The sequence below is a fragment of the Kribbella sp. NBC_01484 genome (assembly GCF_036227145.1).
In the GTDB taxonomy this organism is placed as follows: domain Bacteria; phylum Actinomycetota; class Actinomycetes; order Propionibacteriales; family Kribbellaceae; genus Kribbella.
Genome location: NZ_CP109437.1, coordinates 7,897,838 through 7,921,939 on the forward strand (window position 1 = coordinate 7,897,838; position 24,102 = coordinate 7,921,939).

At 68.3% G+C, this 24,102-nt stretch carries 23 protein-coding genes; 8 read left to right on the plus strand and 15 right to left on the minus strand.

All coding sequences use genetic code 11. From position 1 onward, the window contains the following. Window positions 1–39: 39 nt before the first annotated feature. The 3 genes from OG555_RS38165 to OG555_RS38175 all read left to right on the plus strand — a co-directional run bounded on the left by OG555_RS38165 (window position 40) and on the right by OG555_RS38175 (window position 2,004). Complete coding sequence (locus OG555_RS38165; protein WP_329478208.1) at window positions 40–849, plus strand: isocitrate lyase/PEP mutase family protein; 810 nt, start codon at window positions 40–42, stop codon at window positions 847–849. A 67-nt stretch (window positions 850–916) separates the two neighbouring features. Next, window positions 917–1,495, plus strand: a complete 579-nt coding sequence (locus OG555_RS38170; protein WP_329478210.1) for a hypothetical protein — start codon at window positions 917–919, stop codon at window positions 1,493–1,495. A 101-nt stretch (window positions 1,496–1,596) separates the two neighbouring features. Further along, a complete protein-coding gene (locus OG555_RS38175) occupies window positions 1,597–2,004 on the plus strand; it encodes an SRPBCC family protein (protein WP_329478212.1) in 408 nt (135 codons plus the stop codon). On the opposite strand, the gene OG555_RS38180 is transcribed toward OG555_RS38175, so the two are convergent. Beyond that, the gene (locus tag OG555_RS38180) at window positions 1,994–3,454 is read right to left on the minus strand and encodes an ATP-binding protein (RefSeq protein ID WP_329478214.1); all 1,461 of its coding nucleotides are present in this window, start codon (window positions 3,452–3,454) and stop codon (window positions 1,994–1,996) included. The two genes, OG555_RS38175 and OG555_RS38180, sit on opposite strands and share 11 nt — an antisense overlap. A gap of 46 nt (window positions 3,455–3,500) precedes the next feature. Here OG555_RS38180 and OG555_RS38185 point away from each other — a divergent pair, with 46 nt between their 5' ends. Then, the gene (locus OG555_RS38185; RefSeq protein WP_329478216.1) at window positions 3,501–4,313 is read left to right on the plus strand and encodes an LLM class F420-dependent oxidoreductase; all 813 of its coding nucleotides are present in this window, start codon (window positions 3,501–3,503) and stop codon (window positions 4,311–4,313) included. A 77-nt stretch (window positions 4,314–4,390) separates the two neighbouring features. Beyond that, entirely contained in the window at window positions 4,391–4,996 is a 606-nt protein-coding gene (gene def / locus OG555_RS38190; protein ID WP_329478218.1) for a peptide deformylase, read from the plus strand. Between the two features lie 4 nt (window positions 4,997–5,000). Here the strand turns inward: def and OG555_RS38195 are convergent, their stop codons facing one another. From OG555_RS38195 to cobT, 5 genes are read right to left on the minus strand one after another with little or no spacing between them, the layout of a single operon-like run. Further along, window positions 5,001–5,555: an AAA family ATPase gene (locus OG555_RS38195; protein WP_329478220.1), complete on the minus strand. Its 555-nt coding sequence runs from the start codon at window positions 5,553–5,555 to the stop codon at window positions 5,001–5,003. Then, the gene (locus tag OG555_RS38200) at window positions 5,534–6,061 is read right to left on the minus strand and encodes a GNAT family N-acetyltransferase (RefSeq protein ID WP_329478222.1); all 528 of its coding nucleotides are present in this window, start codon (window positions 6,059–6,061) and stop codon (window positions 5,534–5,536) included. Before OG555_RS38200 ends, OG555_RS38195 begins: the two co-directional genes overlap by 22 nt. Before the next feature lie 8 nt (window positions 6,062–6,069). Next, window positions 6,070–6,879: a TrmH family RNA methyltransferase gene (locus tag OG555_RS38205; protein ID WP_329478224.1), complete on the minus strand. Its 810-nt coding sequence runs from the start codon at window positions 6,877–6,879 to the stop codon at window positions 6,070–6,072. After that, on the minus strand, window positions 6,876–8,117 hold the full coding sequence (cobA, locus tag OG555_RS38210) for a uroporphyrinogen-III C-methyltransferase (protein ID WP_329478226.1): 1,242 nt from the start codon (window positions 8,115–8,117) through the stop codon (window positions 6,876–6,878). Before cobA ends, OG555_RS38205 begins: the two co-directional genes overlap by 4 nt. Beyond that, on the minus strand, window positions 8,114–9,154 hold the full coding sequence (gene cobT, locus OG555_RS38215) for a nicotinate-nucleotide--dimethylbenzimidazole phosphoribosyltransferase (RefSeq protein WP_329478228.1): 1,041 nt from the start codon (window positions 9,152–9,154) through the stop codon (window positions 8,114–8,116). Before cobT ends, cobA begins: the two co-directional genes overlap by 4 nt. A gap of 134 nt (window positions 9,155–9,288) precedes the next feature. On the opposite strand from cobT, the gene OG555_RS38220 reads away from it, so the two are divergent. Continuing rightward, window positions 9,289–9,819, plus strand: coding sequence for a YbhB/YbcL family Raf kinase inhibitor-like protein (locus OG555_RS38220; RefSeq protein WP_329478231.1), 531 nt, complete (start codon window positions 9,289–9,291; stop codon window positions 9,817–9,819). A 20-nt stretch (window positions 9,820–9,839) separates the two neighbouring features. On the opposite strand, the gene OG555_RS38225 is transcribed toward OG555_RS38220, so the two are convergent. Next, on the minus strand, window positions 9,840–10,625 hold the full coding sequence (locus OG555_RS38225) for a class I SAM-dependent methyltransferase (RefSeq protein ID WP_329478233.1): 786 nt from the start codon (window positions 10,623–10,625) through the stop codon (window positions 9,840–9,842). Between the two features lie 127 nt (window positions 10,626–10,752). Here OG555_RS38225 and OG555_RS38230 point away from each other — a divergent pair, with 127 nt between their 5' ends. Continuing rightward, a complete protein-coding gene (locus OG555_RS38230; protein WP_329478235.1) occupies window positions 10,753–11,673 on the plus strand; it encodes a LysR family transcriptional regulator in 921 nt (306 codons plus the stop codon). Here OG555_RS38230 and OG555_RS38235 read toward each other — a convergent pair. Then, complete coding sequence (locus OG555_RS38235) at window positions 11,660–12,250, minus strand: class I SAM-dependent methyltransferase (RefSeq protein ID WP_329478237.1); 591 nt, start codon at window positions 12,248–12,250, stop codon at window positions 11,660–11,662. The two genes, OG555_RS38230 and OG555_RS38235, sit on opposite strands and share 14 nt — an antisense overlap. Before the next feature lie 133 nt (window positions 12,251–12,383). Further along, window positions 12,384–13,814 (minus strand): serine hydrolase domain-containing protein, encoded by a 1,431-nt coding sequence (locus OG555_RS38240; protein ID WP_329478239.1) that lies wholly within the window; start codon window positions 13,812–13,814, stop codon window positions 12,384–12,386. A gap of 510 nt (window positions 13,815–14,324) precedes the next feature. On the opposite strand from OG555_RS38240, the gene OG555_RS38245 reads away from it, so the two are divergent. Then, entirely contained in the window at window positions 14,325–15,497 is a 1,173-nt protein-coding gene (locus tag OG555_RS38245) for an IS110 family transposase (protein ID WP_329484779.1), read from the plus strand. Between the two features lie 496 nt (window positions 15,498–15,993). Here OG555_RS38245 and OG555_RS38250 read toward each other — a convergent pair whose 3' ends face one another. From OG555_RS38250 to OG555_RS38275, 6 genes are all read right to left on the minus strand, one after another. Next, on the minus strand, window positions 15,994–17,208 hold the full coding sequence (locus OG555_RS38250) for a M20 metallopeptidase family protein (protein ID WP_329478241.1): 1,215 nt from the start codon (window positions 17,206–17,208) through the stop codon (window positions 15,994–15,996). Window positions 17,209–17,309: 101 nt separating this feature from the next. Continuing rightward, the gene (locus OG555_RS38255) at window positions 17,310–18,194 is read right to left on the minus strand and encodes a carbohydrate ABC transporter permease (protein ID WP_329478243.1); all 885 of its coding nucleotides are present in this window, start codon (window positions 18,192–18,194) and stop codon (window positions 17,310–17,312) included. Next, window positions 18,194–19,156, minus strand: coding sequence for a carbohydrate ABC transporter permease (locus tag OG555_RS38260; RefSeq protein WP_329478245.1), 963 nt, complete (start codon window positions 19,154–19,156; stop codon window positions 18,194–18,196). Before OG555_RS38260 ends, OG555_RS38255 begins: the two co-directional genes overlap by 1 nt. Then, on the minus strand, window positions 19,153–20,439 hold the full coding sequence (locus OG555_RS38265; RefSeq protein ID WP_329478247.1) for an ABC transporter substrate-binding protein: 1,287 nt from the start codon (window positions 20,437–20,439) through the stop codon (window positions 19,153–19,155). Before OG555_RS38265 ends, OG555_RS38260 begins: the two co-directional genes overlap by 4 nt. Window positions 20,440–20,639: 200 nt before the next feature. Continuing rightward, complete coding sequence (locus tag OG555_RS38270; RefSeq protein ID WP_329478249.1) at window positions 20,640–22,775, minus strand: 3-hydroxyacyl-CoA dehydrogenase NAD-binding domain-containing protein; 2,136 nt, start codon at window positions 22,773–22,775, stop codon at window positions 20,640–20,642. Continuing rightward, window positions 22,772–23,992: an acetyl-CoA C-acetyltransferase gene (locus OG555_RS38275; RefSeq protein ID WP_329478251.1), complete on the minus strand. Its 1,221-nt coding sequence runs from the start codon at window positions 23,990–23,992 to the stop codon at window positions 22,772–22,774. Before OG555_RS38275 ends, OG555_RS38270 begins: the two co-directional genes overlap by 4 nt. Between the last annotated feature and the right edge of the window lie 110 nt (window positions 23,993–24,102).

Below are 24,102 nucleotides of genomic sequence, written 5' to 3' on the forward strand. Positions count from 1 at the left end.
CGGCCGGTGCCGAAGCATCGGTCTGGCAGGATCGCGGTCATGACCTTCCGTGAGCTGCACACCGAGTTCTTCGTGATGCCGAATGCCTGGGATGCCGGGACCGCGGTGATCCTTGCCGCGGCCGGCTTCCCGGCGATCGCGACCACGAGCGCCGGTATCGCGTTCTCGCTCGCGAAGGGTGATCACACGCTGCCCGATGGCGCACCGTCGGTGTCCCGCGAGGTCATGTTCGAGCGGATCCGCGAGATCGCCGCTGCGAGCGACGTACCGGTGAACGGGGATCTCGAGGACGGGTACGGCGCCGAGCCTGAGCGGGTTGCCGAGACGATCGCGCTCGCTCGCGAGGCGGGGCTGGCCGGCGGGAACATCGAGGACTACGACGGACGCGAGCTGTACGACGCCGAGCTCGCGGTGGAGCGCATCGTCGCGGCCCGCGAGGCGGCCGGCGCGGACTTCGTGCTCACGGCCCGGACCGACGGACAGTTGCTGCGTACGCCGACCTCCTTGACCGACTCGATCGAGCGCGCCAACCGCTTCCGCGCGGCTGGTGCCGACTGCCTCTACGTGCCCGGCGTGAACGACCTGGACACGATCGGCACCTTGGTGACGGAGATCGACGGCCCGCTCAACGTCGTCGTCGGCCTCGGTACGTCGACCCTGACCGTTGCCGACCTGCAGTCCGCCGGCGTCACCCGGATCAGCCTCGGCGGCAGTATCGCCCGCGCCGCCCTCGGCTTCATCCGCCGCAGCGCCGAGGAGCTGGCCACGAAGGGCACGATCACCTTCGCCGCCGACCAGATCCCGCAAGCCGAACTCAACCAGCTCTTCGGGAGCCGGTCACCGCGCTAGTTGCCAGGCAACCTGTCCCGGGAGCACAGTCGGGTCGGGGGAAGTAGCTCGCGGGGTGGGGGCAACGATGGTGACGGACAGACTGCGCCGGCTGGCGATCGTTCACGGGATCGTCGGCCTCGCGACCTGCCTGTGTCTCATCGTGTTCTACCTCGGCGCCGACGCGTTCGGCTCCATCAACGACGTGGGCAACGCGGCGCTCGGGCTGCTCAGCGCCGGGCTTGCTTGGCGGTTCCAGCAGTCGGCCGCGAAGGTCCGGCCCGTCTTCGTCGGCATCGCGGCTCTCGGCGCCGTGATCACGGTCGTCGGCTCGATCCTGATCCTGACCGACGCCACCGGATTCTTCTTCGCGGGGTTGGTGTCGGCGACCGGGTTCGCGCTGATCGGGGTCTGGCTCGTCGCCGCCAGCCGGAGACTCACCGACGACCCGTGGCCGCAGCGCCTGCAACGAGCCGGCCTGGTCGCCGGCGCCGTGATGCTGCTCGGTTTCGTCAGCGTGCCCGGCATCATCCTGGGTCTCGACGACATGAGCACCGCGTCCGGCTGGACCTACGTCGGCGGCCTCAGCTGGGCGGGCACCTACCTGCTCTTCCCGGCCTGGAGCCTCCGCCTCGGTCGCCCGATCTCAATGCCCAGGGAGGACTGACCCGAACGCGGCCTTACGGCGACCGGATCCCGACTGGAAACAAACCGTAAACGGGTCGCGGCACAGTGCTGGAGTCAGCCCGATTCCAGGAGGTCAAGCTCATGTTCACCCTCACCCAGACCATCGACGCAGCGCCCGCCCAGGTCGCCCGCGCCTTCACCGAGCCCGAGCCGTTCGCCGCCTGGTTCCTCGCCGAAGGCTTCACCACTCCCGCCGACCGCGTCTCCATCGACGCTCGCCCCGGCGGACTCGTCTCGGCCGTCTTCGTCGGCGACGGGGACGTCGAGGTGCCCTTCACCCTCCGCTTCGGCGAGGTCGACCTGCCGCGGAGCGTCGTACTCCACTTCGACGAGCCGGCCGAGGAGATCACGGTCCAGCTGACGGATCTCGGCGACGAGCGGACCCGGCTCGACTACCGGAGCGTGGGCCTGCCCGCCGACCAGGAGACCACGATCAAGCCCGGTGTCGCGACGATGCTCGGGCACATGGCGTCGTACTTCAGCCGATGAGCCCCTTGTAGACGCCGGGCATCGGTCCAGGTGCCGGTCCCGGCGAGTAGTCCGGCGCGTCGCCGTCGGCCGCACCGAGCAGTCGCCGGGTCAGCGCGTCGCGGGACGACAGCAGCTCGGCCACCGCGGTCCGCAGCTCCGTGGGTCCCGCGGTCTCCCCCGACTCTGCGGCCAGCAGGACGGTCCGTCGTACCAGCTCCTTCATGAAGGACGCCGTCGTACCCTCCGTCTGCCCGACGACTTCCTCGATCACGTCGGCAGCCAGCTGAAGCCGCGGTCCGTAGAGACTCAGCAGCCGCGCACGACCCTCGGCATCGGGCAGCGGCACCTCGACCGCGAGGTCGACCCGGCCCGGACGCTGCATCAGGGCAGGCTCGAGCAGGTCGGCACGGTTGGTCGTCAGCAGGAACGCGACGTCCGCGTCCTCGGCCAGTCCGTCCATCTCGTTGAGGACCTGGAAGAGCAGCGGGTTCCCCATCCCGTGCGAGTAGTCGCGCGCCTCGGCCACCAGGTCACAATCCTCGAGTACGACGAGCGCCGGCTGCAGCATCCGCGCCAGCGAACACGCCTGCGAGATGAACCCGATGCTCGTCCCCGCCAGCAGTACGACGGTGAACCCGGGCAACCTGGACAGCAAGTACCGCACAGTGTGGGTCTTGCCCGTCCCCGGCGGCCCGTAGAGCAGCACGCCTCGGCGCAGGTGCTGGCCGGCCGACAACAGCTTCTCCCGGTGCTCCGCGATGCCGACGACCTCACGCTCGACCCGCTCCAGCACGCCATCCGGCAGTACGACGTCCGCCCGCGTGATCCCGGGACGCGGATGCAACCGGAACGGCCCCACCCCCTGACCGAACTCGTGTCCCTCGAACGACACCACCTTGCCGCGGAACACGTTGTGCTCGCGGATCAGGTCCGGCAGCGCACCGAGGAACCGATCCCCCGCCTCCTTCACCACCGCGAGGACCTCGAGCTCGACGCTCATCCGCCCGTACTGCGGGTTCGCCGCGCGCAACAGTGCGACGTACCGGTCCTCGCCCTGGACGCCGAGGTAGAACCCGAACGCGACGCAGTCCATCTCCTCGTCGACGTCGATCTGCACCCGCTGGTAGTCGACCGCGCCGATCCCGAACCGGTCGTACTCGGCCAGCTCGAGCAGCTCGCCGAGCGAATGGTGACCGCGGTTCGATCCGGCCAGCCCGAGCACCTCGAACTCGTCGAACCACGCCTCGATCCCGCGCTGCACGTTCGGCAGGTCGTACGACGGGAAGCTCGATGACACCACCGCCACCTGCTCGGGGTCGACACCGAGATGCGCGCGCAACCGGTCCCGCAGGCTCTCCCGGCCCGTCCGCCCGCCGGCCTGCTGCATCCGCTCCAGGAACCGCGTGAACAGCCGCGCGAACTCGTCGATCTCGGTCCCGTCCGGCATCACGCCGTACCCCCTTGTCATGGACCTATCCGGAGGGTCCTCCGCAACGCCGGATAGGATCACCACCATGACAGATTCCAAGTCCACCGACCGTCCGTACGCCGCCTTCCCGGTACGGATCGGCCTGCAGATCCAGCCCCAGCACGCCCAGTACGCCGACATCCGGCGGACCGTTGCCGCGGCCGAGGAGATCGGCGTCGACGTGGTGTTCAACTGGGACCACTTCTATCCGCTGTCCGGCGAGCCCGAGGGCCTGCACTTCGAGTGCTGGACCATGCTGGCCGCCTGGGCCGAGGCGACCGAGCGGGTCGAGATCGGCGCCCTGGTCACCTGCAACTCCTACCGCAACCCCGACCTGCTGGCCGACATGGCCCGCACGGTCGACCACATCAGCGAGGGCCGGCTGATCTTCGGCATCGGCTCCGGCTGGTTCGAGAAGGACTACGACGAGTACGGCTACGAGTTCGGTACGGCGGGCGGCCGGCTGGACGCGCTCGGCGAGGCGCTGCCGCGGATCGAGCAGCGCTGGACCAAGCTCAACCCGAAGCCGACCCGGGACATCCCGGTGCTGATCGGCGGCGGCGGCGAGAAGAAGACGCTGAAGCTGGTCGCCCAGCACGCGCACATCTGGCACGGCTTCGGCGACGCCGAGACGATCGCGCACAAGCACGCCGTCCTCGACGAGCACTGCAAGACGATCGGCCGCGACCCCGGCGAGATCGAGCGCTCGACGGCCGTCGGCACCAAGACCCCCGAAGAGGTCGGCAAGCCCCTCCTCGACGTCGGCACCCGCCTGTTCACCGTGCACGCCTCCGGCCCGGACTACGACCTCGGCCTCCTCCGCGACTGGGTCGCCTGGCGTGACGACCTGAAGAAGTAAGACGCTTGCGTCCGAAGAACTGTGGCCCAGAGCCCACGGTTCTTCGGACGCAACGGGGTCTGGGTAGGATTTCGGGCATGTCTACGTTGCCTGAGGGCGGTTCGGTGCTGGCTATCACCCGGTGGGGTGAGGACGTGATGCACCGGGTCAACCGGCCGGTGACCGAGTTCGGGGACGAGCTGCAGAAGCTGGTCGCCGACATGGTCGCGACGATGAACGCGGCCGAGGGCGTCGGCCTGGCCGCGAACCAGGTCGGCGTGGACCTGCAGCTGTTCGTGTTCGACTGCCCGGACAAGGACGGCAACCGGGTCCAGGGGGTCGTCTGCAACCCGGTGATCGAGCTCCCCGAGGGCAAGGACCGCCGCCTGGACGAGAGCGACGAGGGCTGCCTGTCCCTGCCGGGCGCGTTCACCAAGTGCGCCCGCCCAGACTTCGCCCGGGTCACCGGCGTCGACCAGCACGGCGAACCTGTCAGCTTCGAGGGCGACGGCCTGCTCGCCCGCTGCCTCCAGCACGAGACCGACCACACCCAGGGCACCGTCTTCGGCGACCGCCTGTCCCGCAAGTACCGCAAGCGCCTCTTCGCCGAAGCCGAAGAACTGGCTCCTGACTACCCCTCGGACTGGCCGGTCACCCCGATGATCGAACACGAGAACGCCCACGAGGACAGCACCGCCACCTGACGGTCTACCAGCGGGCCTTCTCGAGGTCGGCGAGGATCGCGCCGGCGGTCTGCTCCGGGGTCTGGCCGGTCGTGTCCAGCCACAGACCCCGGCGCGGAATGTCCTCCAGGCCCGCCTGCAGGGCGCGGACGCCGTCCTCCAGCGAGAGGCCCCAGTCGCGGTAGCTGTTGTTGCCGCCTCGACCGATCTCGCGCTCGACGATCGACCGCACCGACGGGATCAGGACGACGAGATACGTGTCCACGCCCCGCAGCCGGGCGAACCACTTCTCGACGTGCTCGCCCAGGATGATGTCGCTGCAGACGAAGTCGAATCCGGCGTCCGCGTAGTGCTGCGCCACCAGCGCGGTCGCGTCGTACCGCAGCTCCAGCTGCCGGACCGCCTCCGCCGACGGCTCCGGCGTCATCTGTTCGGCGCCGGCGACGACCCCGCGGTAGAACACATCCCCATCCAGCGTCGCCGCCGGCGGCCCGAGTCGCGCGGCCACCATCGGCGCCACCGTCGACTTCCCCGCCGCCTGCATCCCCGTGACAAGCACTACCTTCGGGCTGCGGTCCATGCCTCCGCCGTGAGTGAGTAGATGGTCGCGCCGAACTCGACGCCGTCCTCCGCCAGCACCGCCTCGTGGTCGAACCTCATCCCGAGCCGGCGCATGACCGCGATGCTACGGACGTTCGGCGTATCGGTCACCGCAATAATGCGCGGCAGCCCCAGCGTGGTGAAGCCGTGCTCCATCCACGAGGCCGCGGCCTCGGTCGCGTAACCGTGTCCCCAGTACTCGCTGGCGAGCCGCCAGCCGATCTCGAGGTCGTCGGGGTACCACTGTTCACGCGTAAGGCCGGCCGCGCCGAGGAACGCTCCGTCCGTACGACGCTCGACCGCGAGGAACCCGAATCCGTCGGCGGCGTACCGCGCGTTGACCGCGGACGCGATCCGGTCACACTCGTCCCGGCTCAGCGGCTCCCCGAGGTACTCGGTCACTTCCGGGTCCGCGTTCAGCGCGGCCCACGGCTCCAGGTCCTCTTCGCGAAACGGGCGCAGTACAAGGCGTTCCGTCGTACGCATGACTCCCCCTACGGCCGCGTGGCGTAGAACGCGACTGCTGCTGAGGATGCCACATTGAGGGAGTCGACGCCGCCGGCCATCGGGATGCGTACGGTCAGGTCTGCCTTGTCGAGCACGTGCGGCTTGAGGCCGTGCCCTTCGGTGCCGAAGATCAGCGCGAGCCGTTCGTCGTGGCGTGCGGCGAGGTCGTCGAGCGTGATCGAGTCGTCGGTGAGCGCGAACGCGGCGGCGACGTACCCGCTGTCCTGGAGCAGCTCGAGATCGCCGGGCCAGGTGTCGAGCCGGGTCCACGGGACCTGGAAGACCGTGCCCATGGAGACCTTGATCGAGCGCCGGTACAGCGGATCCGCGCAGGTCGGGGTGACGAGGACGAGCTCGACGCCCATCGCCGCGGCGGCCCGGAAGCCGGCGCCGACGTTGGTGTGATCCACGATGTCGTCGAAGATCGCGATCCGCCGGGGTGCGTCCCGGAGGAGTTCGGTCAGCGGCCGGGCGGCGCGACGCCGGTACGACGCGAGCGCGCCACGGTGCACGTGGAATCCGGTGACCTGCTCGGCCAGCTCCTCGGAGACGACGTACACCGGCTTGTCCGGCCATTTCGCCAGCACCTCGTGCAGGGACTCCAGCCAGCGCGGCGCGAGCAGGAACGAGCGCGGCTCGTACCCGGCGTCCGCGGCGCGCCGGATCACTTTGTCGCCCTCGGCAATGAACAGGCCGTGCTCCGCCTCGAGCAGGCGCCGCAGGTTCACCTCCCGCAGCTGCACGTAGTCCGCCAGCCGCGGATCCGCCGGATCATCCAGCGGCACCAGCGAACTCACGCCGGCCCCGGCCCGTCGCCGCCGTGCCTGTCGCGCGCTTGCGCGGCCACCTCCACAACGTTGCCGATGACAACGATAGCGGGTGCGCCGACGCCGGCCCCGGCCATCGCGGCGGCGATCCCGGCCAGGTCGGACGTCACCATCCGCTGCCCCGGAAGGGTGCCGTCGGCAATCGCCGCGGCGGGCGTCGTCTTCGGCCGGCCGGCGGCGATCAGCCGCTCGGTGATCGCCGCCAGATTCTCGACCGCCATCAGCAGGACGAGCGTCCCGCTCAATTGGGCGAGCGCGTCCCAGTTGATCAGCGAATCCGGATGCGCCGGCGGAATGTGCCCCGAGACCACGGTGAACTCATGCGTCACGCCGCGATGCGTGACCGGGATCCCGGACACCGCCGGCACCGAGATCGAACTTGTGATCCCCGGCACCACCGACCACGGCACCCCGGCCTCGGCGCAGGCGAGCGCCTCCTCGAAGCCGCGGCCGAACACGTACGGATCGCCGCCCTTCAGCCGGACGACGACCTTCCCCTGGCGACCGCGATCGACCAGGATCCGGTTGATCTCCTCCTGCTGAGCCGCCCGTCCACGCGGAAGCTTCGCCGCGTCGAACAGCTCGACATCGGGGTGCAGCTCATCCAGCAACTGCTGCGGTGCGAGCCGATCCGCCACGACCACGTCGGCCTCGGCCAGCAACCGCCGGCCGCGGACGGTGATCAGATCCGGATCGCCCGGTCCGCCGCCGACGAGATACACCCCCGGTTTCTTGTCCTGGGTGCGCGCTCCGAGCTGCCCCGTCCGCAGGCCTTCCAGGATCGCGTCGCGAACCTCGGCCGAGCGCCGGTGATCGCCGCCACCGAGTACGCCGACGGTCACCTGGTCGTGCTGCCCGGACGCTGGGGTCCACGCGGTCGCGCGGGACCGGTCGTCGGAGCGGACACAGAAGATTCGCCGTTCGTCGGCGTCCGCCGAGATCCGGTCGTTCACCGCGGCGTCGTCCGTCGCCACCACGACGTACCAGGCGCCGTCGAGGTCGCCGTCCGCGTAGCCCCGCTCGATCCACGTCAGCGACGGGTTGTTCAGCAGGCCCTCGATCGTTGGCGTGATCGACGGCGAGATGAGGTCGATCTTCGCGCCCGATTCCAGCAGGCGTGGAAGCCGCCGCTGGGCGACACCGCCGCCCCCGACGACGACAACGCGCCGCCCGTCGAGGACCAGACCAGACAGGTACTGGCTCGTCACGAGTCGATTCCCGCGGACTCGAACGTCGCCATCTCGTCCAGCGCTCGTACCGCACAGGTCAGGATCGGGTACGCGAGGACCGCGCCGGTCCCCTCACCGAGCCGAAGATCGAGGTCGACCAACGGCTGCAGGCCGAGCGTCTTCAGCGCGACCGCGTGTCCCGGCTCGGCGGACCGGTGCCCGGCGACGCAGTAGTCGATCACCGCCGGGTGGAAGGCCTGCGCGACGAGCGCGGCGGCTCCCGCGATCACGCCGTCCAGGATCACCGGCACCTTGTTGGCCGCGCCGCCGAGGATGTACCCGGCCAGGGCCGCATGCTCGAGGCCGCCGTACGCCTGGAGTGCCTTGAGCGGGTCGGTCGCCGGTACATCGTGCAACTGCAGAGCGGACCGCACGATCGCGGTCTTGTGGGCCAGCGTGGCGTCGTCGATGCCGGTACCGCGGCCGGTGACCACGTCGGCGGTCGAGCCGGTGAACGTGGCGATCAGGGCGGCGCTCGCGGTGGTGTTCGCGATCCCCATGTCACCGGTGAGCAGACACCGGTAGCCGTCCTTGACCAGTGAGTCCGCCAGGTCGAAGCCGACCGCGATCGCGGCCCTGGTCTCGTCCTCGGTCAGGGCGTCGGTCGTGGACAGGTCGCGGGTGCCGGGGCGCACCTTCGCGTGGATGATGTCCAGCTCGTCGACGGGCGTCGCCACGCCGACGTCGACCACGCGGACGTCGACCCGGTTGTTCGCTGCGAACGCGTTCACCGCGGCGCCGCCGGCGGCGAAGTTCGCCAGCATCGCGGCGGTCACCTCCTGCGGCCACGGCGACACACCCTGCGCGTGGACGCCGTGGTCCGCGGCGAACACGGTCACCACGGCGGGCGCGGGGATCGCGGGCGGGCACGTGCCGGTCATCCCGGCGACTTGGACGGACAGGTCCTCGAGGATGCCGAGGGATCCAGCCGGTTTCGTCAGGATCGCCTGCCGCTCGGCGGCAGCCCGCATCGCCCCGGGATCCGCCGGAACGATCCGCTCCAGATACTCCTCCACCACGTCCTCCGCTCACGTCTGCCGTCGTACCGCTCCGATCTTCGCATCCCCGCGCGCGTGCCCCGGGACGGACCGGTGAGATGTGGACAGTAATGTCGGAATCACCACACTCGCGAGATCCCGGAGGATCACCGATGTCGCTCGATCGTCCAGTCGCCCCGGACCCGTACGAACTCCTGCCGAAGTGCGGAGCGTTCACCGTCACCAGCACCGATGTCACCGACGGTCAGCAGTTGCCCGACGCCCAGGCGTTCGCCGGCGGAAACACCTCGCCGCAGCTCAGCTGGTCCGGATTCCCCGCCGAGACCAAGGCCTTCGTGGTCACCTGCTATGACCCCGACGCCCCGACACCGTCCGGCTTCTGGCACTGGATCCTGGTCAATCTGCCGGCCACGGTGACGGAGCTCCCGGCCGGCGCCGGTGCGACGGAGCGCCTCGACAACGGCGCCTTCCACGTCCGCAACGACTTCGGCACCAAGAACTTCGGCGGCGCCGCTCCGCCGCCCAACGACCAGGTCCACCGCTACTACTTCGTCGTCCACGCCATCGACGTAGAAGCCCTCGACGTGGACTCCGGCGCCACCCCCGCCGTCGTCTCCTTCAACCTGGCCTTCCACACCCTCGCCCGAGCCATCCTCACCCCGACCTACCAGATCCCGGCCTGATTGCCCAGCCGGCCCGGATACTACGGGCGGCGTGCGGTGACGATCCAGGCGCGAGAGTCGAACCACACGCCGTCCGCGGTTTGACGGCTGGCGAGGCTGGCACGCAGTCGGTCGAGGGCCTGTTCGGCACGCGCGGGGCCGATCTCGGCAAGCAGGTGCCTTGTCAGCCAAAGGCTGCGTACGGCGTCGCACGCGGCGTCCGCGTCCGGGCCGTAGTACACGGGTTCACGGACGTCGATCGCCTGTACGTCGGTGAACCCAGTGCCGGTCAGGAGACGCTCCACGGCCGCGGGGTCAGCGAGCGAGAACGGTTCGCCTCCGGTGTCCGGCGCCGTCCGTCCGGTGGCGAGCGTACGACGGACCACGACGTCCCACTCCTGGTGCCTTCTGTCCTGCCAGACCAGCTGCACCAGCCGGGCCCCCGGACGCAACGCGCGGGCGATGTTGGTGAACGCGGCCTCCGGGTCGCTGAAGAACATCGTGCCGAAACGACTGATACCGAGGGAGAAGCCCTCCGCCGGAAAGAGATGCGTCTGAGCATCTGCGCGCTCGAAACGGACATTCAGCAGGCCCTCCTGCTCGCTGAGTCGGCGGGCAGCCGCCAACCTCTCGGCGGAGACGTCGACGCCGAGCGCGCTCCCGGAGACCGCGCTCTCGGCGGCCGCCCGGGTGGTGAGCCCGCTACCGCATCCGATGTCGAGCACGTGGTCATCGGGCCTGACATCCATCGCCGCCAGTAGCCGCGGGTGATACCGACTCAGCTCGGCGTCGTAGTCGAACTGCCCGCGTTGCGCTTCGGCCGTCATGGTCGCTTCTCGTTCGTCGTTCCCCAGCTCACGGCAACGACGCTATGCCGCGCTCAGCATCGTGAAAAGCGATAGTCCTCGATCGACCCCATCGCGAACTACGATCATCCGGCGTACGCTCGCGTCCATGTCCGACGTAGAACTCCGGCATGTCGCCACCCTCGCCGCCGTCGCCGACGAGGGTTCGTTCGGTCGGGCGGCCACCCGGCTCGGCTACACCCAGTCGACGGTGAGCCAGCACATCGCCGCGCTGGAGAAGGCCGTCGGCGGCGCGGTGTTCGACCGCCCCGGCGGCCCGAAGCCGGTGCGGATCACCCCGCTCGGCACGGTCGTGTTGTCCCACGGTCGCGACCTGCTGGCACGGAGCCAGGCCATGACCGCCGCACTCGACCGGTTCAAAGCCGGCGAGGGACGCATCGACATCGGTACCTTCCAAAGCGTCTCCAACGTGCTCCTCCCCCATGTCGTCCGCCAACTGCGCGAGGAACATCCCGGCTGCGACATCCGCCTGTTCGAGGACGAATCCGATCCGCCACCGGTCGACAAGGTGGACCTGATGTTCTTCGACGGCCGCGTCGCCGGCGACATCGAACACCTCAAACTGCTCGACGACCCGTACGTCCTGGTCGCCCCACGTGGCGCCTTCCCAGAAGGCCCGGTCCAGCTCACCAGCCTCGACCGCGCCCCCATGGTGGCCTGGCCACCCACCTGCGACCAGCCCCGTGTGGAACAGTTGTTCGCCACCAACGACGTACATCCCCACATCGTGTTCCGGGCCGCAGGCAACGAAGCCGTACTGGCAATGGTCCGATCGGGCCTCGGCTCCGCCGTACTCCCCCGCCTGGTCCTGACCACCCCCGACCCGGCCCTGTCCATCCATGACCTACTCCCCGCCCCACCCCGCCGCGAGATCTACCTCCTCTGGCCCTCCGGCCGCACCCAATCCCCCCTCACCAAACGAACCATAGAAATAGCCACCGACCTCGCCTCCCACTTCCAATCCCACCTCACCCAGCAAGCGCCAACGCCTGCCGTCACGTCCGGTTGATTGTTGCCAGCCAGGCTGGGGCGCCGTTGTTGTGGTAGCGCGTTTCGAGCTTGGTGTTTTCGAGCGTGGCAATGTGCCAGCCGGTGTTGGGGTTGAAGGCTGCTGTCAGGTCTTCGCGGGTGACGGGGTGAGGGCCGGTGTCGGGGCCTTCGCTGCTGAAGCAGAGGACGTAGAGGGTTCCGTCGGGTTTGGTGACCGAGGCCAGGCCGGCGACGTACGGCGGGCGCTCGTCGGCGTCGAAGGAATGGAACAGGCCGCAGTCCAGAACGGTGTCGAACGTGCGCCGCAAGCGATCCAGGTGGAGGGCGTCGGCTGTGGTGAAGTCGGCTTTGATGCGGCGGTCGACGGCCTTCTGGCGGGCCAAGGCCAAGGCGGTTTCGGCAACGTCGACGCCGACGACCGACGCACCCAGCGAGGCGATGTGCAGGGCGTTCTCGCCACTGCCGCAACCTGCATCGAGGACCGAACCGGTGAACGCACCTTCGGCGGCCAGTCGCATCACCGCAGGCTGAGCGCCGCCGAAATCCCACGGCGCAGGACCATCGTGGTACGACGCATCCCAAGGCTCGCCAGTCATCCGCTCATGACTCGTCGGCTGCCGCCCACCGAACGGATCGCCGGTTCCTGATAGCTCGGACAACGTCGTCCCCTTCCTGCCCAGACAGGCTAGACCAGCACCTGGTGACGAGACATCTCGCAGCCAACATCAGCTACGAGACGTCAGGCCTTGTCATCAGCGGCGACCGCAAATGCAACCCCAGACTGGGGCTGGTCAGGGGCACGATGTTCCACGTCGCCACCGCTGTCCCCGCGTCGGCGTCGACCACCACCCGGACCCGGTGCGGGGTGGTGATGACGTAAAGCTCTGCGACGAACGTGTTTCCCTGCCACGCGCCGGCCGCGACCACAGGGCGGCCGAGCGGCGAGCTTTCCCGCCACTCGCCGTGGCCGACCTCGACCCTGAGGGATGCCCCGAAGTGCAGGAGCCATCCACCGTCCACGGGATCGACGATCACCGTGGTTCCGTCGGGCAGAGCCGAATTCTCGGCGGAGGCGTCGAGTCTCGCCGTGAGCGAACGATCCGGAACGGCCGAACCCAACACCGGTGCGAATGACAGCCGCCGCAGCCGATCGGCGAGGATCTCGTCCTCCCGGGTGCTTCCCGCCTGGTCCATGCCCGGCAGCAGACACTCCCATATTGTGTCGAGAATTGCCTGTGCCTGCGTAGTGGCGCCGGTCACGGCGACCACGAGATCGTGCGACGGGACGACGACGCACAGCTGGCCGAAGGAGCCGTCACCGTGGTAACCGTGACGCGAGATCCAGAACTGATAACCGTAACCGCACAGGTAGTCGGCGTCCCCCGATCCGTCCTCGAATGGCAGGGTGCCGATGTGCCGTCTGGTTGCGAGCTCCACCCATTCGTGCGGGACGAGCCGCCGGTCGCCCCAAAGGCCCTTGCGCAGCAGCAGTTCACCGAAGGCGGCGACGGCCTCGGTCGTGAGGTGCAGTCCGTGGAATCCGAAGGCGGCACCGCTCGCCACCCGGTCCCATTCCGCGTGGTCGACGCCCATCGGCCGGAAGAGGCGCTCGTCGAGCAGCTCCGGGAGGCCGCGGCCCGTGACTCGCTCGACCATCCTCGCCAGGACGAAGGTGGTCGGATTGTCGTAGGCGTGCCGTGTTCCCTCGGCGTCGGGAAACGGTACGCGCAGGAAGCCCTTGACCAGGTCGCCCGGTTCCAGTTGCCAGGCCTCGGTCAGGCTGTCCGTGCGATGTCCGGCCGTCATGGACAGCAGGTGGTGAACGGTGAGACGGCGCCCCTGCTCCGAGATGTCGGCCGGCACGTGGTCAGGCAACACATCCACCACCCGATCGTCCAGCGAGAGCAGCCCGTCGGCGATGGCGAGCCCCACGGCGATCGAGGTGAACGACTTGGTCAGCGAGTAGAGAAGATGCGGGCGCTCGGCCGAGTACGGCGCCCACCAGCCCTCCGCCACGACGTGACCGCGGCGTACGACCATGATGGAGTGACACTCGACGGATCGTGCTTCGAGCCGGTCCAGCAGCGCGGTGATCGAGCGCGACGACATCCCCGAGGCGGTCGGTGTCGACCGCGGCAGTACGACGCGCTGAGAAGGCATCCAGGCACCCTAACAAGACCGCGGAATCGAGCTTTGGGACATCATATGAGGCTCTTCTGCTGGATGTGTGGGCGAGGTGAGCCAGGCTGGCCGGTGTGCAGCTCGACAGGTGGTGTCGGTCCAGGGTGCTGGCCGGGCGAGGCGTTCACGCCTGGCCCCGCCCGGCCCGGCAAGGCCCGGACCGTACACCTCCTAATGAGAGTTACCGGGTCGCCGTCGGGCAGACTCGGGGCTGGTAAGCCGCCGGTGGGTGAGCACTTGTACCTCCTGGACCGTTTGAGTCCTGTCGACAGATCGTGCCCCTGCCGGTGACCGGGAGATTTGATCGCTGATGGGATGTCGTGCCCGGCCCTTGGTGTGGTTGGGGGCGTGAGCACTGCTTCATTAGGTCGCTGATGGTTCTCCCGACCGGCTTGCTGGTGGTGTGGATGGCGTCGAGAGTGTGGGAGATCGGTGTTGAGGTTCTTTGTGGGAGATGACTGGGCCGAGGCGCATCACGATGTGGAGGTGATGGACCCGGCGGGGCGGGTGCTGGCCAAGGCGCGGTTGCCCGAGGGGGTGGCGGGGATGGCGCGGTTGCATGCGCTGGTGGCCGAGCAGTTCGGTGCGGCTGATCCTGACGAGGTCGAGGTGGTGGTCGGGATCGAGACCGATCGGGGCCCGTGGGTGGCCGCGCTGGTGGCCGCGGGGTACCTGGTGTTCGCGGTGAACCCGTTGCAGGCCTCGCAGTACCGCAAACGGCACGCGGTGTCGGGTGCCAAGAGCGACGCGGCCGACGCGCATGTGCTGGCCGACATGGTCCGCACCGACTCCCACCAGCTGCGCCCGGTGGCCGGTGACAGCGCCGAGGCCGAGGCGATCAAGGTCGTCACCCGGATGCACAAGACCCTGATCTGGGAACGGACCCGGACCACGCAGCGGTTGCGGCACGCGCTGCGCGAGTACTTCCCGGCCGCGCTGGAAGCCTTCGAGGACCTGGACGCCGCCGACACCCTCGAGCTGCTGACCAAGGCCCCCGACCCGGCCGCGGCGGCCCGGCTGACCACCGCCCAGATCACCGCGGCGCTGAAACGGGCCCGTCGCCGCAGCATCGCCGACAAGGCCGCGGCGATCCAGGCGGCGCTGCGCGCCGAGCACCTCGGCCAGCCCGCCGTGGTCACCGCCGCCTACGCCGCCTCGACCCGCGCACTGGTCGCGGTCCTGGCCGTCCTCAACGAGCAGGTCACCGGCCTGCAAGGGCAGGTGGAGGCCCATTTTGGCCGGCACCCGGCCGCTGAGATCATCTTGTCCCAGCCCGGGCTGGGACCGATCCTCGGCGCCCGGGTGCTCGCAGAATTCGGCGACGACCCCGACCGCTACGCATCGGCCAAAGCCCGCAAGAACTACGCCGCGACCAGCCCGATCACCCGCGCCTCGGGCAAGAAGAAAGTCGCCCTGGCCCGCTACGTCCACAACGACCGGCTCATCGACGCCCTCATGAGCCAAGCCTTCGCCGCACTCAACGCCTCGCCCGGAGCCCGCGCCTACTACGACAAACAACGAGCCCGCGGAGCCGACCACAACCCCGCCCTACGCCAACTCGCCAACCGACTCGTCGGCATCCTCCACGGCTGCCTCAAAACCAACACCCACTACAACGAAACAACCGCCTGGACCCACCCCACCCAAACCCTCGCAGCTTGACACCCAAACTCCTGGGATGTCTGTCGAGCTGCCCACCCTCCCGCAAACCACCGTCCCACAGCACGTCCGCCCGGACCGTGAGCTCCGGATGCCGTGCCCGCAACACACTCCCGGGCTGCGACCGTCCGCACCCGACCAGCCGGCACCGGCGGGCAAGCGCGGTGACTGGACGGGTTCGTCTTGCCGGCGGTGGGACCGTTACCGGTCTCGGGCATGGGACACCGTCTGGGCGCCTCGGACAGGCTGTGCCGTGTCCGAGGTCCCCACTGCCTGTCCGAGGTCGGACCTGCACGACTGGGGCCGCGAGCTCTAGTCGAGGCGAAGGATGGTCTCCTCGATCTCGGCACCTCGCGCATTCGAGTAGGAGACCTCGGTGTCGGCAACGTAGCAGCCGCGTCCGACACTGTCTGGCACCTGAAGACACCCCCGGCGACGTACGGCGGGCGCTCGTCGGCGTCGAGCTGGTCGGGCCGACCGTCGGGTTCGTTTCGATGGCCTAATCGGCCAGCACGTACAGGCGGGTCGCGAGCCAACCTGCCATCGCGCGTACTCCCAGTGCGATTGCGCGTTCGTCGGCAGCGAAAGTAGGGGTGTGCACGATGCCGCTCAGTCCGGCCGCCGGGTTCGCCACGCCGACGAAGAACATCGCCCCGCGAACCCTGTTGAGGAAGTAGGCGAAATCCTCACCGTTGAAAGGAAACGGTGCATGAAGCACCGTCGCCGCGTCGGCCCCGAACGCCCCACGAAAGTACTGCGCTGCCGACTCACTGAGGTCCACCGAACAGACCATGGCGGGGAACGGCGCCTCCCGGAAAGTCAGGTGGTTCAGTCCCTCGGCCCCGCAAACGTCCTGCACGAGATCCATCACCCGTTCCCGGATCCCGGGGTACGATTCGTCAGGCCACGCTTTGATCCAGCCATGCGTGGTCACCTGTGCGCGGGTCTCATCCCTGCTGATCCACGCGCCGGCGAATACGAAGCGAGCCAGCGGACCGTCTTCCACTAGCAGGTCAGCCAGCAACTGTTCATGTTGCTCCGGCGTAGCCGGCGGCCTGACCGTGGACCAGGAGGCGATCCGAGCGGCGATCTCCTCCGCCTTGTCTGCCGCCTCCGGCCCAGAAAGTTCCAGGTCGAAGTTGTCGTGCCCCGGCAGTCCGCCGCCCGGCATCACCGCGAAGGTGCCGACGGGGATGTGCGCACAATGCAGTGCGTAGATCTCGTCGGGCTCGGCCAGTTCGAGGACGCGGGCATCGAGCATCGCCTTCGCGCCGGTGAGGGCTTCTTCGGCCGGCTGGAAGTAGAACACGACCCGTCCGCTCAGTTGGTCCCGCACCCGGGCCAGGGTTCGCGCGACGCCGATTCCGATGGCCGTGTGGATGTCGTGCCCGCACAGGTGCCCTGCTCCGTCGACCTGTGACCTGAACTCGGACTCGGAAGCTTCGTCCATGGCCACCGCGTCCATGTCCGCGCGGTACCCGATCGTCGCTCCCGGCTCAGCGCAGTCGAGGATGCCGACCACACCGTGCCCGCCGACTCCCGTCGAGACCTCCAGCCCAGCCGCTCGCAACTGGTCGGCTACGAGCGCCGCGGTTCTCACCTCGCTGCCGGCCAGTTCCGGGTGCCGGTGGATCGCCCGGCGCACGTCGATCAGGTCGCGGTCAAGCGACGGGACAACCTCATCGATCAGACTGATGATGCTCTCAGGCTGCACCACCGTAGATTAGGTCATTGCTCCTCCAGCACCAGCCCCGGTCGTGGGGTGGCGGGCCGGCGGGGAGCCTGGTGGACTCCCCGCCGGAGCTTTCCAGACGTTCAGTCTTTGATGCCGGATTGGGTTACGCCTTGGATCAGGTAGCGCTGAAGGAAGGCGAAGATCAGCACCAGCGGGAGGATCGATACCGCTACCGCCATGAAGAGTTCGTGGATGTTGATGGTTTGGGCGGTGACGAAGGTGGACATCGCGACCTGGACCGTCCACGAGGAGGAGTCCTGCCCGATCACCAGCGGCCACAGGAACGAGTTCCAGTTGGCGATGAAGGTGATCGCGGCGATGGCGGCGAAGAACGGCAGGGAGTTCGGTACGACGATCCGCCAGAAGACACCGAGATAGCCGGCACCGTCCACCCGGGCCGCCTCCTCCAGTTCCTTCGGGAAGCCCAGGAAGTACTGACGGAACAAGAACGCCGCGAACCCGCTGAACAACGTCGGAATGATCAGACCACGCAGCGACGAGACCCATCCGAGCGACGACACCACGATGAAGCTCGGGATGAACGTCACCGCGGCCGGGATCATCAATGTCGCGACGATCGCGTAGAAGATCTTGTCCGCGTGCCGGTACGGGATGCGCGCCAGCCCGTACCCCGCCATCGATGCCAACAGCAACTGTCCCCCGGTCCCGAGCACAGCGACGACGGCGGAGTTGTACAGCGCCCGCGCCATCGGCACCTCGGTGTCGTTGAACAGCTCGCTGATGTTGCTCCACTGCAGGTGTGAAGGGAACAGCGTCCAGTCCGGCGCTGTGATGTCTGCTTCGGTGGACAACGCGTTGCGCAGAATCAGGTAGAACGGGATCAGGAACAGCACCACCGCGATGAACAGCGCGATCCAGCGCAGCACCGTCCCGACCCGGCCCATGACGCTCTGGCTGAAGCCGATCGGCTGTGGGGTTCCCGTCGTACGCTCGGCGACAGCCATCAGTCACCTGCCTTTCCGAAGCCGAAGATCCGGCCCTGCACGAGGGTCACGATCATGATGATGACCGCCAGGATGAGCGCGCCGGCGGAGCCGTGGCCGAGGTCCTGGATCGTCCCCAACGAGATCCCGTACAGGTAGACCAGCGGCGGCCGCGCGTAGTTCACGTTGCCGATCAGGTTGTAGAACTCGTCGAACGCCTGGTACGCCGCGATCAGGTTGAGGATCAGTACGGCGACCGACGTCGCCCGCAGCTGCGGCAACGTGATGTAGCGGAACACCTGCCACCCGGGCTTCGCCCCATCGACGTACGCCGCCTCGTACAGTGTCGGCGAGATCCGTTGCAGTCCGGCGATGAACAGGATCATGTAGAACCCGAGCTGCAGCCACAGCCGCACGGTGACCAACGGAAGCCAGTACCACGGCGGATCGACCGTCGACAGCCACGCGATCCCGTCGATGCCGAACCAGCCCAGGATCGTGTTCGCCAAACCGAACCGGACCCCGTTGAAGATCGACAACCGCCAGATCAGCGACGCGACCACATACGAGCACGCGGTCGGCAGGAAGAACACCGACCGGAAGAACGACCGCGCGATCTTCACCTGGTTGACCAGCAACGCCAGCGCCAGCGACAGGACAAACGTCAGCGGCACGATGAACACCGCGAAGATCGTGAACGTGCCGAGGCTGGACAAGAAGTTGTGGTCGGTGAGCATGTCGATGTAGTTCCGGAGCCCGACGAACTTCGACGGCGTCGCCGTGTTGTAGGCCTCGAAGAAGCTGAGGATCAGGCTCCAGATGATCGGCAGGTAGGAGAAGATCAGCAGGCCGAGCACGAAGGGGCCGACGAACACCCAGAACCACAAGGTGTTCCCGGCGATCCCCTTGCGCCGCCGGGTCCCCCGCCGTTCACCAGTGACGGCGGGGTCCACAGCCCGGGCGGTTTTGACCGGAGCGCTCATCCGAACAACCGGGACAGCTCGGCGTTGACGGTCTTCTCGGCTTTGCTGATCTCGGCGGCGGGGTCGGCTCCCTTCTTGATGATGTTGGTGAGCATGTCACCGAACGCCGTACCCATCTTCGGAGTCCAGGCCGGGTTGTCGGTGTGCCCGAAGTCCTCGTTCAGCTTGACCGTGTCGGCCGCGACGCCGCTCTGCAGCTTGGACGCCTTGGCGGCGAGGCTCTTCCGCGGCGGGATGTGGAAGCCGTAGTTCAGCGACCAGTCCTCCTGGAAGTCCGCCTTGTCGAGCCACAGCCACTTCACGTACTTCTTCGCCGCGTCGATGTTCGCGCTCTTCGCGGACACGAACTCGGTCCAGCCGCCGGAGTACACGGCCGGCTTGCTCTGCGCGTCGAGCTTCGGGAACGGGATCACGCCGATGTCGTCACCCAATGCCTTCTGCATCCCGGGCACCGCCCACATGCCGATCCACTGCATCGCGACCAGGCCCTGGTTGATCGCGCTCGGATCCCACCAGTCCGTCGGCGCGCCGAGCAGGATGCTCTTGCTCGCATACAACTCGTGCAGCTTCCCGAAGGCCTGGGCCGCGCGGGCGTCGGTGAAGCCGGGCTTGTTGTCGTCGGTCAGGTAGGAGCCACCCGACGACCAAAGCGCCGGCCCACCCATGGCGTTGCCGCCGTCGTTGCCGACGAACATGCCCTTCACCTTGTTCGTGGTCAGTTCCTTGGACGCGGCAATCAGGTCGTCGATGGTCTCCGGCGGCTTGATGCCGGCCTTGTCCAGCAGTGACTTGCGGTAGTAGATGACCTGCGGGTCGATGATCATCCGGATGCCGTAGATCTTGCCGTCGACCGTGTTGGTGGCCAGGTCGCCGGGCAGGAAGTCGTCCTTGACGTCGGCCATGATGTCGTCCAGCGGCACGACCTGGTTGCTCTTCACCATGCCGATGTTGAGCTGGCTCTCGAACACGTCCGGGCCCTTGCTGGACAGCAGACCGGAGGAGAGCTTGGCGCCGTAGTCACCCGGCGTCCACTGCACGGCGACGTTCGCGTCGGTGTAGGCCTTGGCGTACTTCGCCGCCGCCTGCTGGGTGCCGGCTTCGCCGTACTGGTGGTACCACTGGGCCAGATTGACCTTCGCTCCGCCGCCACTGTCGCCCGACGAGGCCGGCCGGCCGGTATTACCTCCGCAGGCCGCGGTGAACGCGGCGAGGGCGGCCAGACCACCGGTCCGCTTGAGCAGGTCCCGCCGGGTCAGACCGGCGTTCGGAACATGAGCAGGCATGAATTCCACCTTCCCGGGGAGCAACGCCGCAGGGGTACGGCGCCAGGTGTTCAGACTTCGGCCCGAAGGTACCGGCACCGTCAAGTCAATCGTTGTAGAAGTGCCAGCACCATGACGCAAAAGCGCGCCCGGCGCAAGACCGGGCGCGCTGTTATTTGTTCGATTCTGTGGAGTTTGCTTGAGTTGATACCGCTCCGTGATCAGCCGAAGATCTCGCCGGCCGCCGCCTTGCGCAGCAGCAGCGCCGGCGGCTCGAAACGACGGCCGTACGAGGCTGCCAGTGCATGGGACCGCTCCACGAAAGCCTTCAATCCGTAGGCGTTGACGTACTGCAACGCGCCACCGTGCAGCGGCGGAAAACCGATTCCGAAGATCGAGCCGATGTTCGCGTCGGCGACGGAGCGTAGTACTCCTTCGTCGAGGCATTTGACGGTCTCGAGCGACATCGCGAAGATCATCCGCTCCTGCAGATCGATCAGCGACACCTCGGCGTCATGCGCGAAGTGCTCCCACAGTCCTGGCCACAAGCGTTTCGGTCCGTCGGCCGGATAGTCGTAGAACCCCGCACCGGCAGCCTTCCCGCGGCGGTCGAACTCGTTCACGAGCCGATCCGTCACCGCCATCCCCGGGTGGTCGTCGAACGCGCCCGCACTGTCGCCCGCCGCCTTGGCCGCGTCGCGGATCTTCTGTGGGAGCGTCAGCGTGACCTCGTCCAGCATCGCCAGCGGCGGCGCCGGGAAGCCCGCCTGGGTCGCGGCGCGCTCGATCGTCACCGGATCGATGCCTTCGGCGACCATCGCCGCGCCCTCCATCACCAACGTGCCGAACACGCGCGAGGTGAAGAAGCCCCGGCTGTCGTTGACCACAATCGGCGTCTTCTTGAGCTGCCGGACCACGTCGTACGCCTTGGCGATCGTGCGGTCCGAGGTCTTCTCCCCCACGATCAGTTCGACCAGCGGCATCCGGTCGACAGGCGAGAAGAAGTGCATGCCGACGAAGTCGTCCGGCCGGTCGATGCCGTCGGCGAGCGAGGTGATCGGCAAGGTCGAGGTGTTCGAGCAGAGCAGCGCATCCGGCTCGACCACACCGGCGATCTCGGCGAACACCTTCTGCTTGAGCTCCTCGCTCTCGAACACCGCCTCGATCACCAGGTCGCAGCCGGCCAGGTCGTTCGGATCCGCGGCCGGGGTGATCCGGCTGAGGAAGGATTCCACGTCGGCAGCGGAAAGACGCCCCTTCTGCACCTGTTTCGCGAGCAGCTTCTCGGAGTACGACTTGCCCTTCGAAGCCGCGTCGAGCGAGACGTCCTTGAGTACGACCTCGATGCCCACCTTCGCGCACACATAGGCGATCCCCGCGCCCATCATCCCGGCTCCGAGGACGCCGACCTTCCGCGCGGAGTAGCGAGGTACGCCGCTCGGCCGCGAAGCGCCGGCGTTGATCGCCTGCAGGTCGAAGAAGAACGCCTGGATCATGTTCTTCGCGATCTGCCCGGTCGCGAGTGAGACGAAGTACCGCGACTCGATCCGCGACGCGGTGGCGAAGTCGACCTGGCTGCCCTCGACCGCCGCGCTCATGATCGCCCGCGGCGCCGGGTACGGCGCGCCCTTCAACTGCTTGCGCAGGTTCGCCGGGAACGCCGGCAGGAACGCGGCCAGCTTCGGCGAGGCCGGCGTACCGCCGGGGATCTTGTAGCCGTCGCGATCCCACGGCTGCTTCGCATCCCCGTCGTACGACGAGATCCACCGGCGCGCCGCGTCGAGCAACTCGTCGGCCGGCACCACCTCGTCGACGATGCCGACGCTCAGAGCGTGCGCGGGCTTCATCCGCTGGCCCTGCAGCAGGACCTTCATCAGCGCGTCCTGCAGGCCGAGCATCCGGACCGTGCGGGTCACCCCGCCGCCGCCGGGCAGGAGACCGAGCGTCACCTCCGGTACGCCGATCTCGATCCGGTTGTCGTCGGCAACGATCCGGTGGTGGCACGCGAGCGCGATCTCGAGGCCGCCGCCCAGAGCAGACCCGTTGATCGCGGCAACGACCGGGACGCCCAGCGTCTCCAGTGCCCGGAGCTGCCGTTTCACTTCCTCGACCGTCTCGAACACCTCAGCGGCCTGCGAGGGCTGGATCTGCGACAGCATCTGGAGGTTGCCGCCGGCGAAGAAGGTGGACTTCGCACTGGTGATCACGACACCGCGCAGGGAGTCCTTCTCGGCCCGCAGGCGCTCGACCACCGAGCCCATCGCCGCGAGGTACGTCTCGTTCATCGTGTTCGCCGACGCGCCGGGGTCGTCCATCGTCAGCGTGACGACACCCTCGTCAAGGTCCCAGGAGATCATGCCGCAAGCCTCTCGATGATCGTCGCGACGCCCATCCCGCCGCCGACGCACAGGGTGGCCAGTCCGTACCGGAGCTCGCGCCGCTCCAGTTCGTCCAGCAGGGTTCCGATCAGCATCGCGCCGGTCGCGCCGAGCGGGTGCCCGAGCGCGATCGCGCCGCCGTTCACGTTCATCTTCTCGTGCGGTACGCCGAGATCGGCCATGAAATGCAGGACGGCGGCTGCGAACGCCTCGTTCATCTCGAACAGGTCGATGTCGCCGGCCTCGAGCCCGGCCTTGGCCAGCGCCTTCCGGGCGGCCGGTGCCGGTCCGGTCAGCATGATGGTCGGGTCCGCGCCGCTCACCGCAGCCGCGACCACCCGGCGGCGGGGTGCCTGGCCGAGCGCCTCGCCGGCCTTCTCGTTGCCGATGGCAACCAGGGCGGCGCCGTCGACGATCCCGGACGAGTTGCCCGCGTGGTGCACGTGCTCGATCCGCTCGACGGTCAGGTACTTCTCCAGCGCGACCGCGTCGAACCCGCCGTGCTCCCCGATCGCCGCGAACGAGGCGGGCAGCCCGGCCAGCGTCTCGACCGTCGTACCCGGCCGGACGAGCTGGTCATGGTCGAGGATCTGCAGGCCGTTGCGGTCGTTCACCGGCACGACCGAGCGGGCGAAGTACCCGTTGGCCCAGGCCTTCGCGGCGCGTGCGTGCGACTCGGCGGCGTATGTGTCGACGTCGGTGCGGGAGAAGCCGTCGAGGGTCGCGATCAGGTCCGCGCTGATGCCCTGCGGGATGAAGTTGGTCTGCAGCGCGGTCTCCGGGTCCATCGCCCAGGCACCGCCGTCGGAGGCCATCGGCACCCGCGACATCGACTCGACGCCGCCCGCGAGGATGAAGTCCTCCCAGCCCGAGCGGACCCGCTGGGCCGCCTGGTTCACGGCATCCAGGCCGGAGGCGCAGAACCGGTTCAACTGCACGCCACCGGTCGTCTCCGGATAGCCCGCGGCGAGGACCGCGGTCCGGGCGATGTCCATGCCCTGGTCGCCGATCGGCGTCACGACACCCAGGACGACGTCCTCGATGACGGCCGGATCCAGGTCGGGATGGCGGTTCCGCAGTTCGTGCAGGAGGCCGGTGATCAGCTGGATCGGCTTGACCTCGTACAGCGCGCCGGTCGGTTTGCCCTTGCCGCGGGGCGTGCGGATCGCGTCGTACAGGAAGGCTTCGGTGGTCACGGGGCCTCCCGGCCTGGACTGAGGAGTGGAGGGAGCGAAGCGACCGGAGCGACGAGGGAAGGCCGGGAGCAAAAGCCCCGTGACCCGCCGCGCCGGAGGCGTGGCATTAA

What these genes read in the sequence shown, in the direction of transcription:
- OG555_RS38165 (WP_329478208.1), top strand. Translation starts at nt 40, where the DNA reads ATGACCTTCCGTGAGCTGCACACCGAGTTCTTCGTGATGCCGAATGCC.
- OG555_RS38170 (WP_329478210.1), top strand. Translation starts at nt 917, where the DNA reads ATGGTGACGGACAGACTGCGCCGGCTGGCGATCGTTCACGGGATCGTC.
- OG555_RS38175 (WP_329478212.1), top strand. Translation starts at nt 1,597, where the DNA reads ATGTTCACCCTCACCCAGACCATCGACGCAGCGCCCGCCCAGGTCGCC.
- OG555_RS38180 (WP_329478214.1), bottom strand. Translation starts at nt 3,454, where the DNA reads ATGACAAGGGGGTACGGCGTGATGCCGGACGGGACCGAGATCGACGAG.
- OG555_RS38185 (WP_329478216.1), top strand. Translation starts at nt 3,501, where the DNA reads ATGACAGATTCCAAGTCCACCGACCGTCCGTACGCCGCCTTCCCGGTA.
- def (WP_329478218.1), top strand. Translation starts at nt 4,391, where the DNA reads ATGTCTACGTTGCCTGAGGGCGGTTCGGTGCTGGCTATCACCCGGTGG.
- OG555_RS38195 (WP_329478220.1), bottom strand. Translation starts at nt 5,555, where the DNA reads ATGGACCGCAGCCCGAAGGTAGTGCTTGTCACGGGGATGCAGGCGGCG.
- OG555_RS38200 (WP_329478222.1), bottom strand. Translation starts at nt 6,061, where the DNA reads ATGCGTACGACGGAACGCCTTGTACTGCGCCCGTTTCGCGAAGAGGAC.
- OG555_RS38220 (WP_329478231.1), top strand. Translation starts at nt 9,289, where the DNA reads ATGTCGCTCGATCGTCCAGTCGCCCCGGACCCGTACGAACTCCTGCCG.
- OG555_RS38225 (WP_329478233.1), bottom strand. Translation starts at nt 10,625, where the DNA reads ATGACGGCCGAAGCGCAACGCGGGCAGTTCGACTACGACGCCGAGCTG.
- OG555_RS38230 (WP_329478235.1), top strand. Translation starts at nt 10,753, where the DNA reads ATGTCCGACGTAGAACTCCGGCATGTCGCCACCCTCGCCGCCGTCGCC.
- OG555_RS38235 (WP_329478237.1), bottom strand. Translation starts at nt 12,250, where the DNA reads ATGACTGGCGAGCCTTGGGATGCGTCGTACCACGATGGTCCTGCGCCG.
- OG555_RS38240 (WP_329478239.1), bottom strand. Translation starts at nt 13,814, where the DNA reads ATGCCTTCTCAGCGCGTCGTACTGCCGCGGTCGACACCGACCGCCTCG.
- OG555_RS38245 (WP_329484779.1), top strand. Translation starts at nt 14,325, where the DNA reads ATGGACCCGGCGGGGCGGGTGCTGGCCAAGGCGCGGTTGCCCGAGGGG.
- OG555_RS38255 (WP_329478243.1), bottom strand. Translation starts at nt 18,194, where the DNA reads ATGGCTGTCGCCGAGCGTACGACGGGAACCCCACAGCCGATCGGCTTC.
- OG555_RS38260 (WP_329478245.1), bottom strand. Translation starts at nt 19,156, where the DNA reads ATGAGCGCTCCGGTCAAAACCGCCCGGGCTGTGGACCCCGCCGTCACT.
- OG555_RS38265 (WP_329478247.1), bottom strand. Translation starts at nt 20,439, where the DNA reads ATGCCTGCTCATGTTCCGAACGCCGGTCTGACCCGGCGGGACCTGCTC.
- OG555_RS38270 (WP_329478249.1), bottom strand. Translation starts at nt 22,775, where the DNA reads ATGATCTCCTGGGACCTTGACGAGGGTGTCGTCACGCTGACGATGGAC.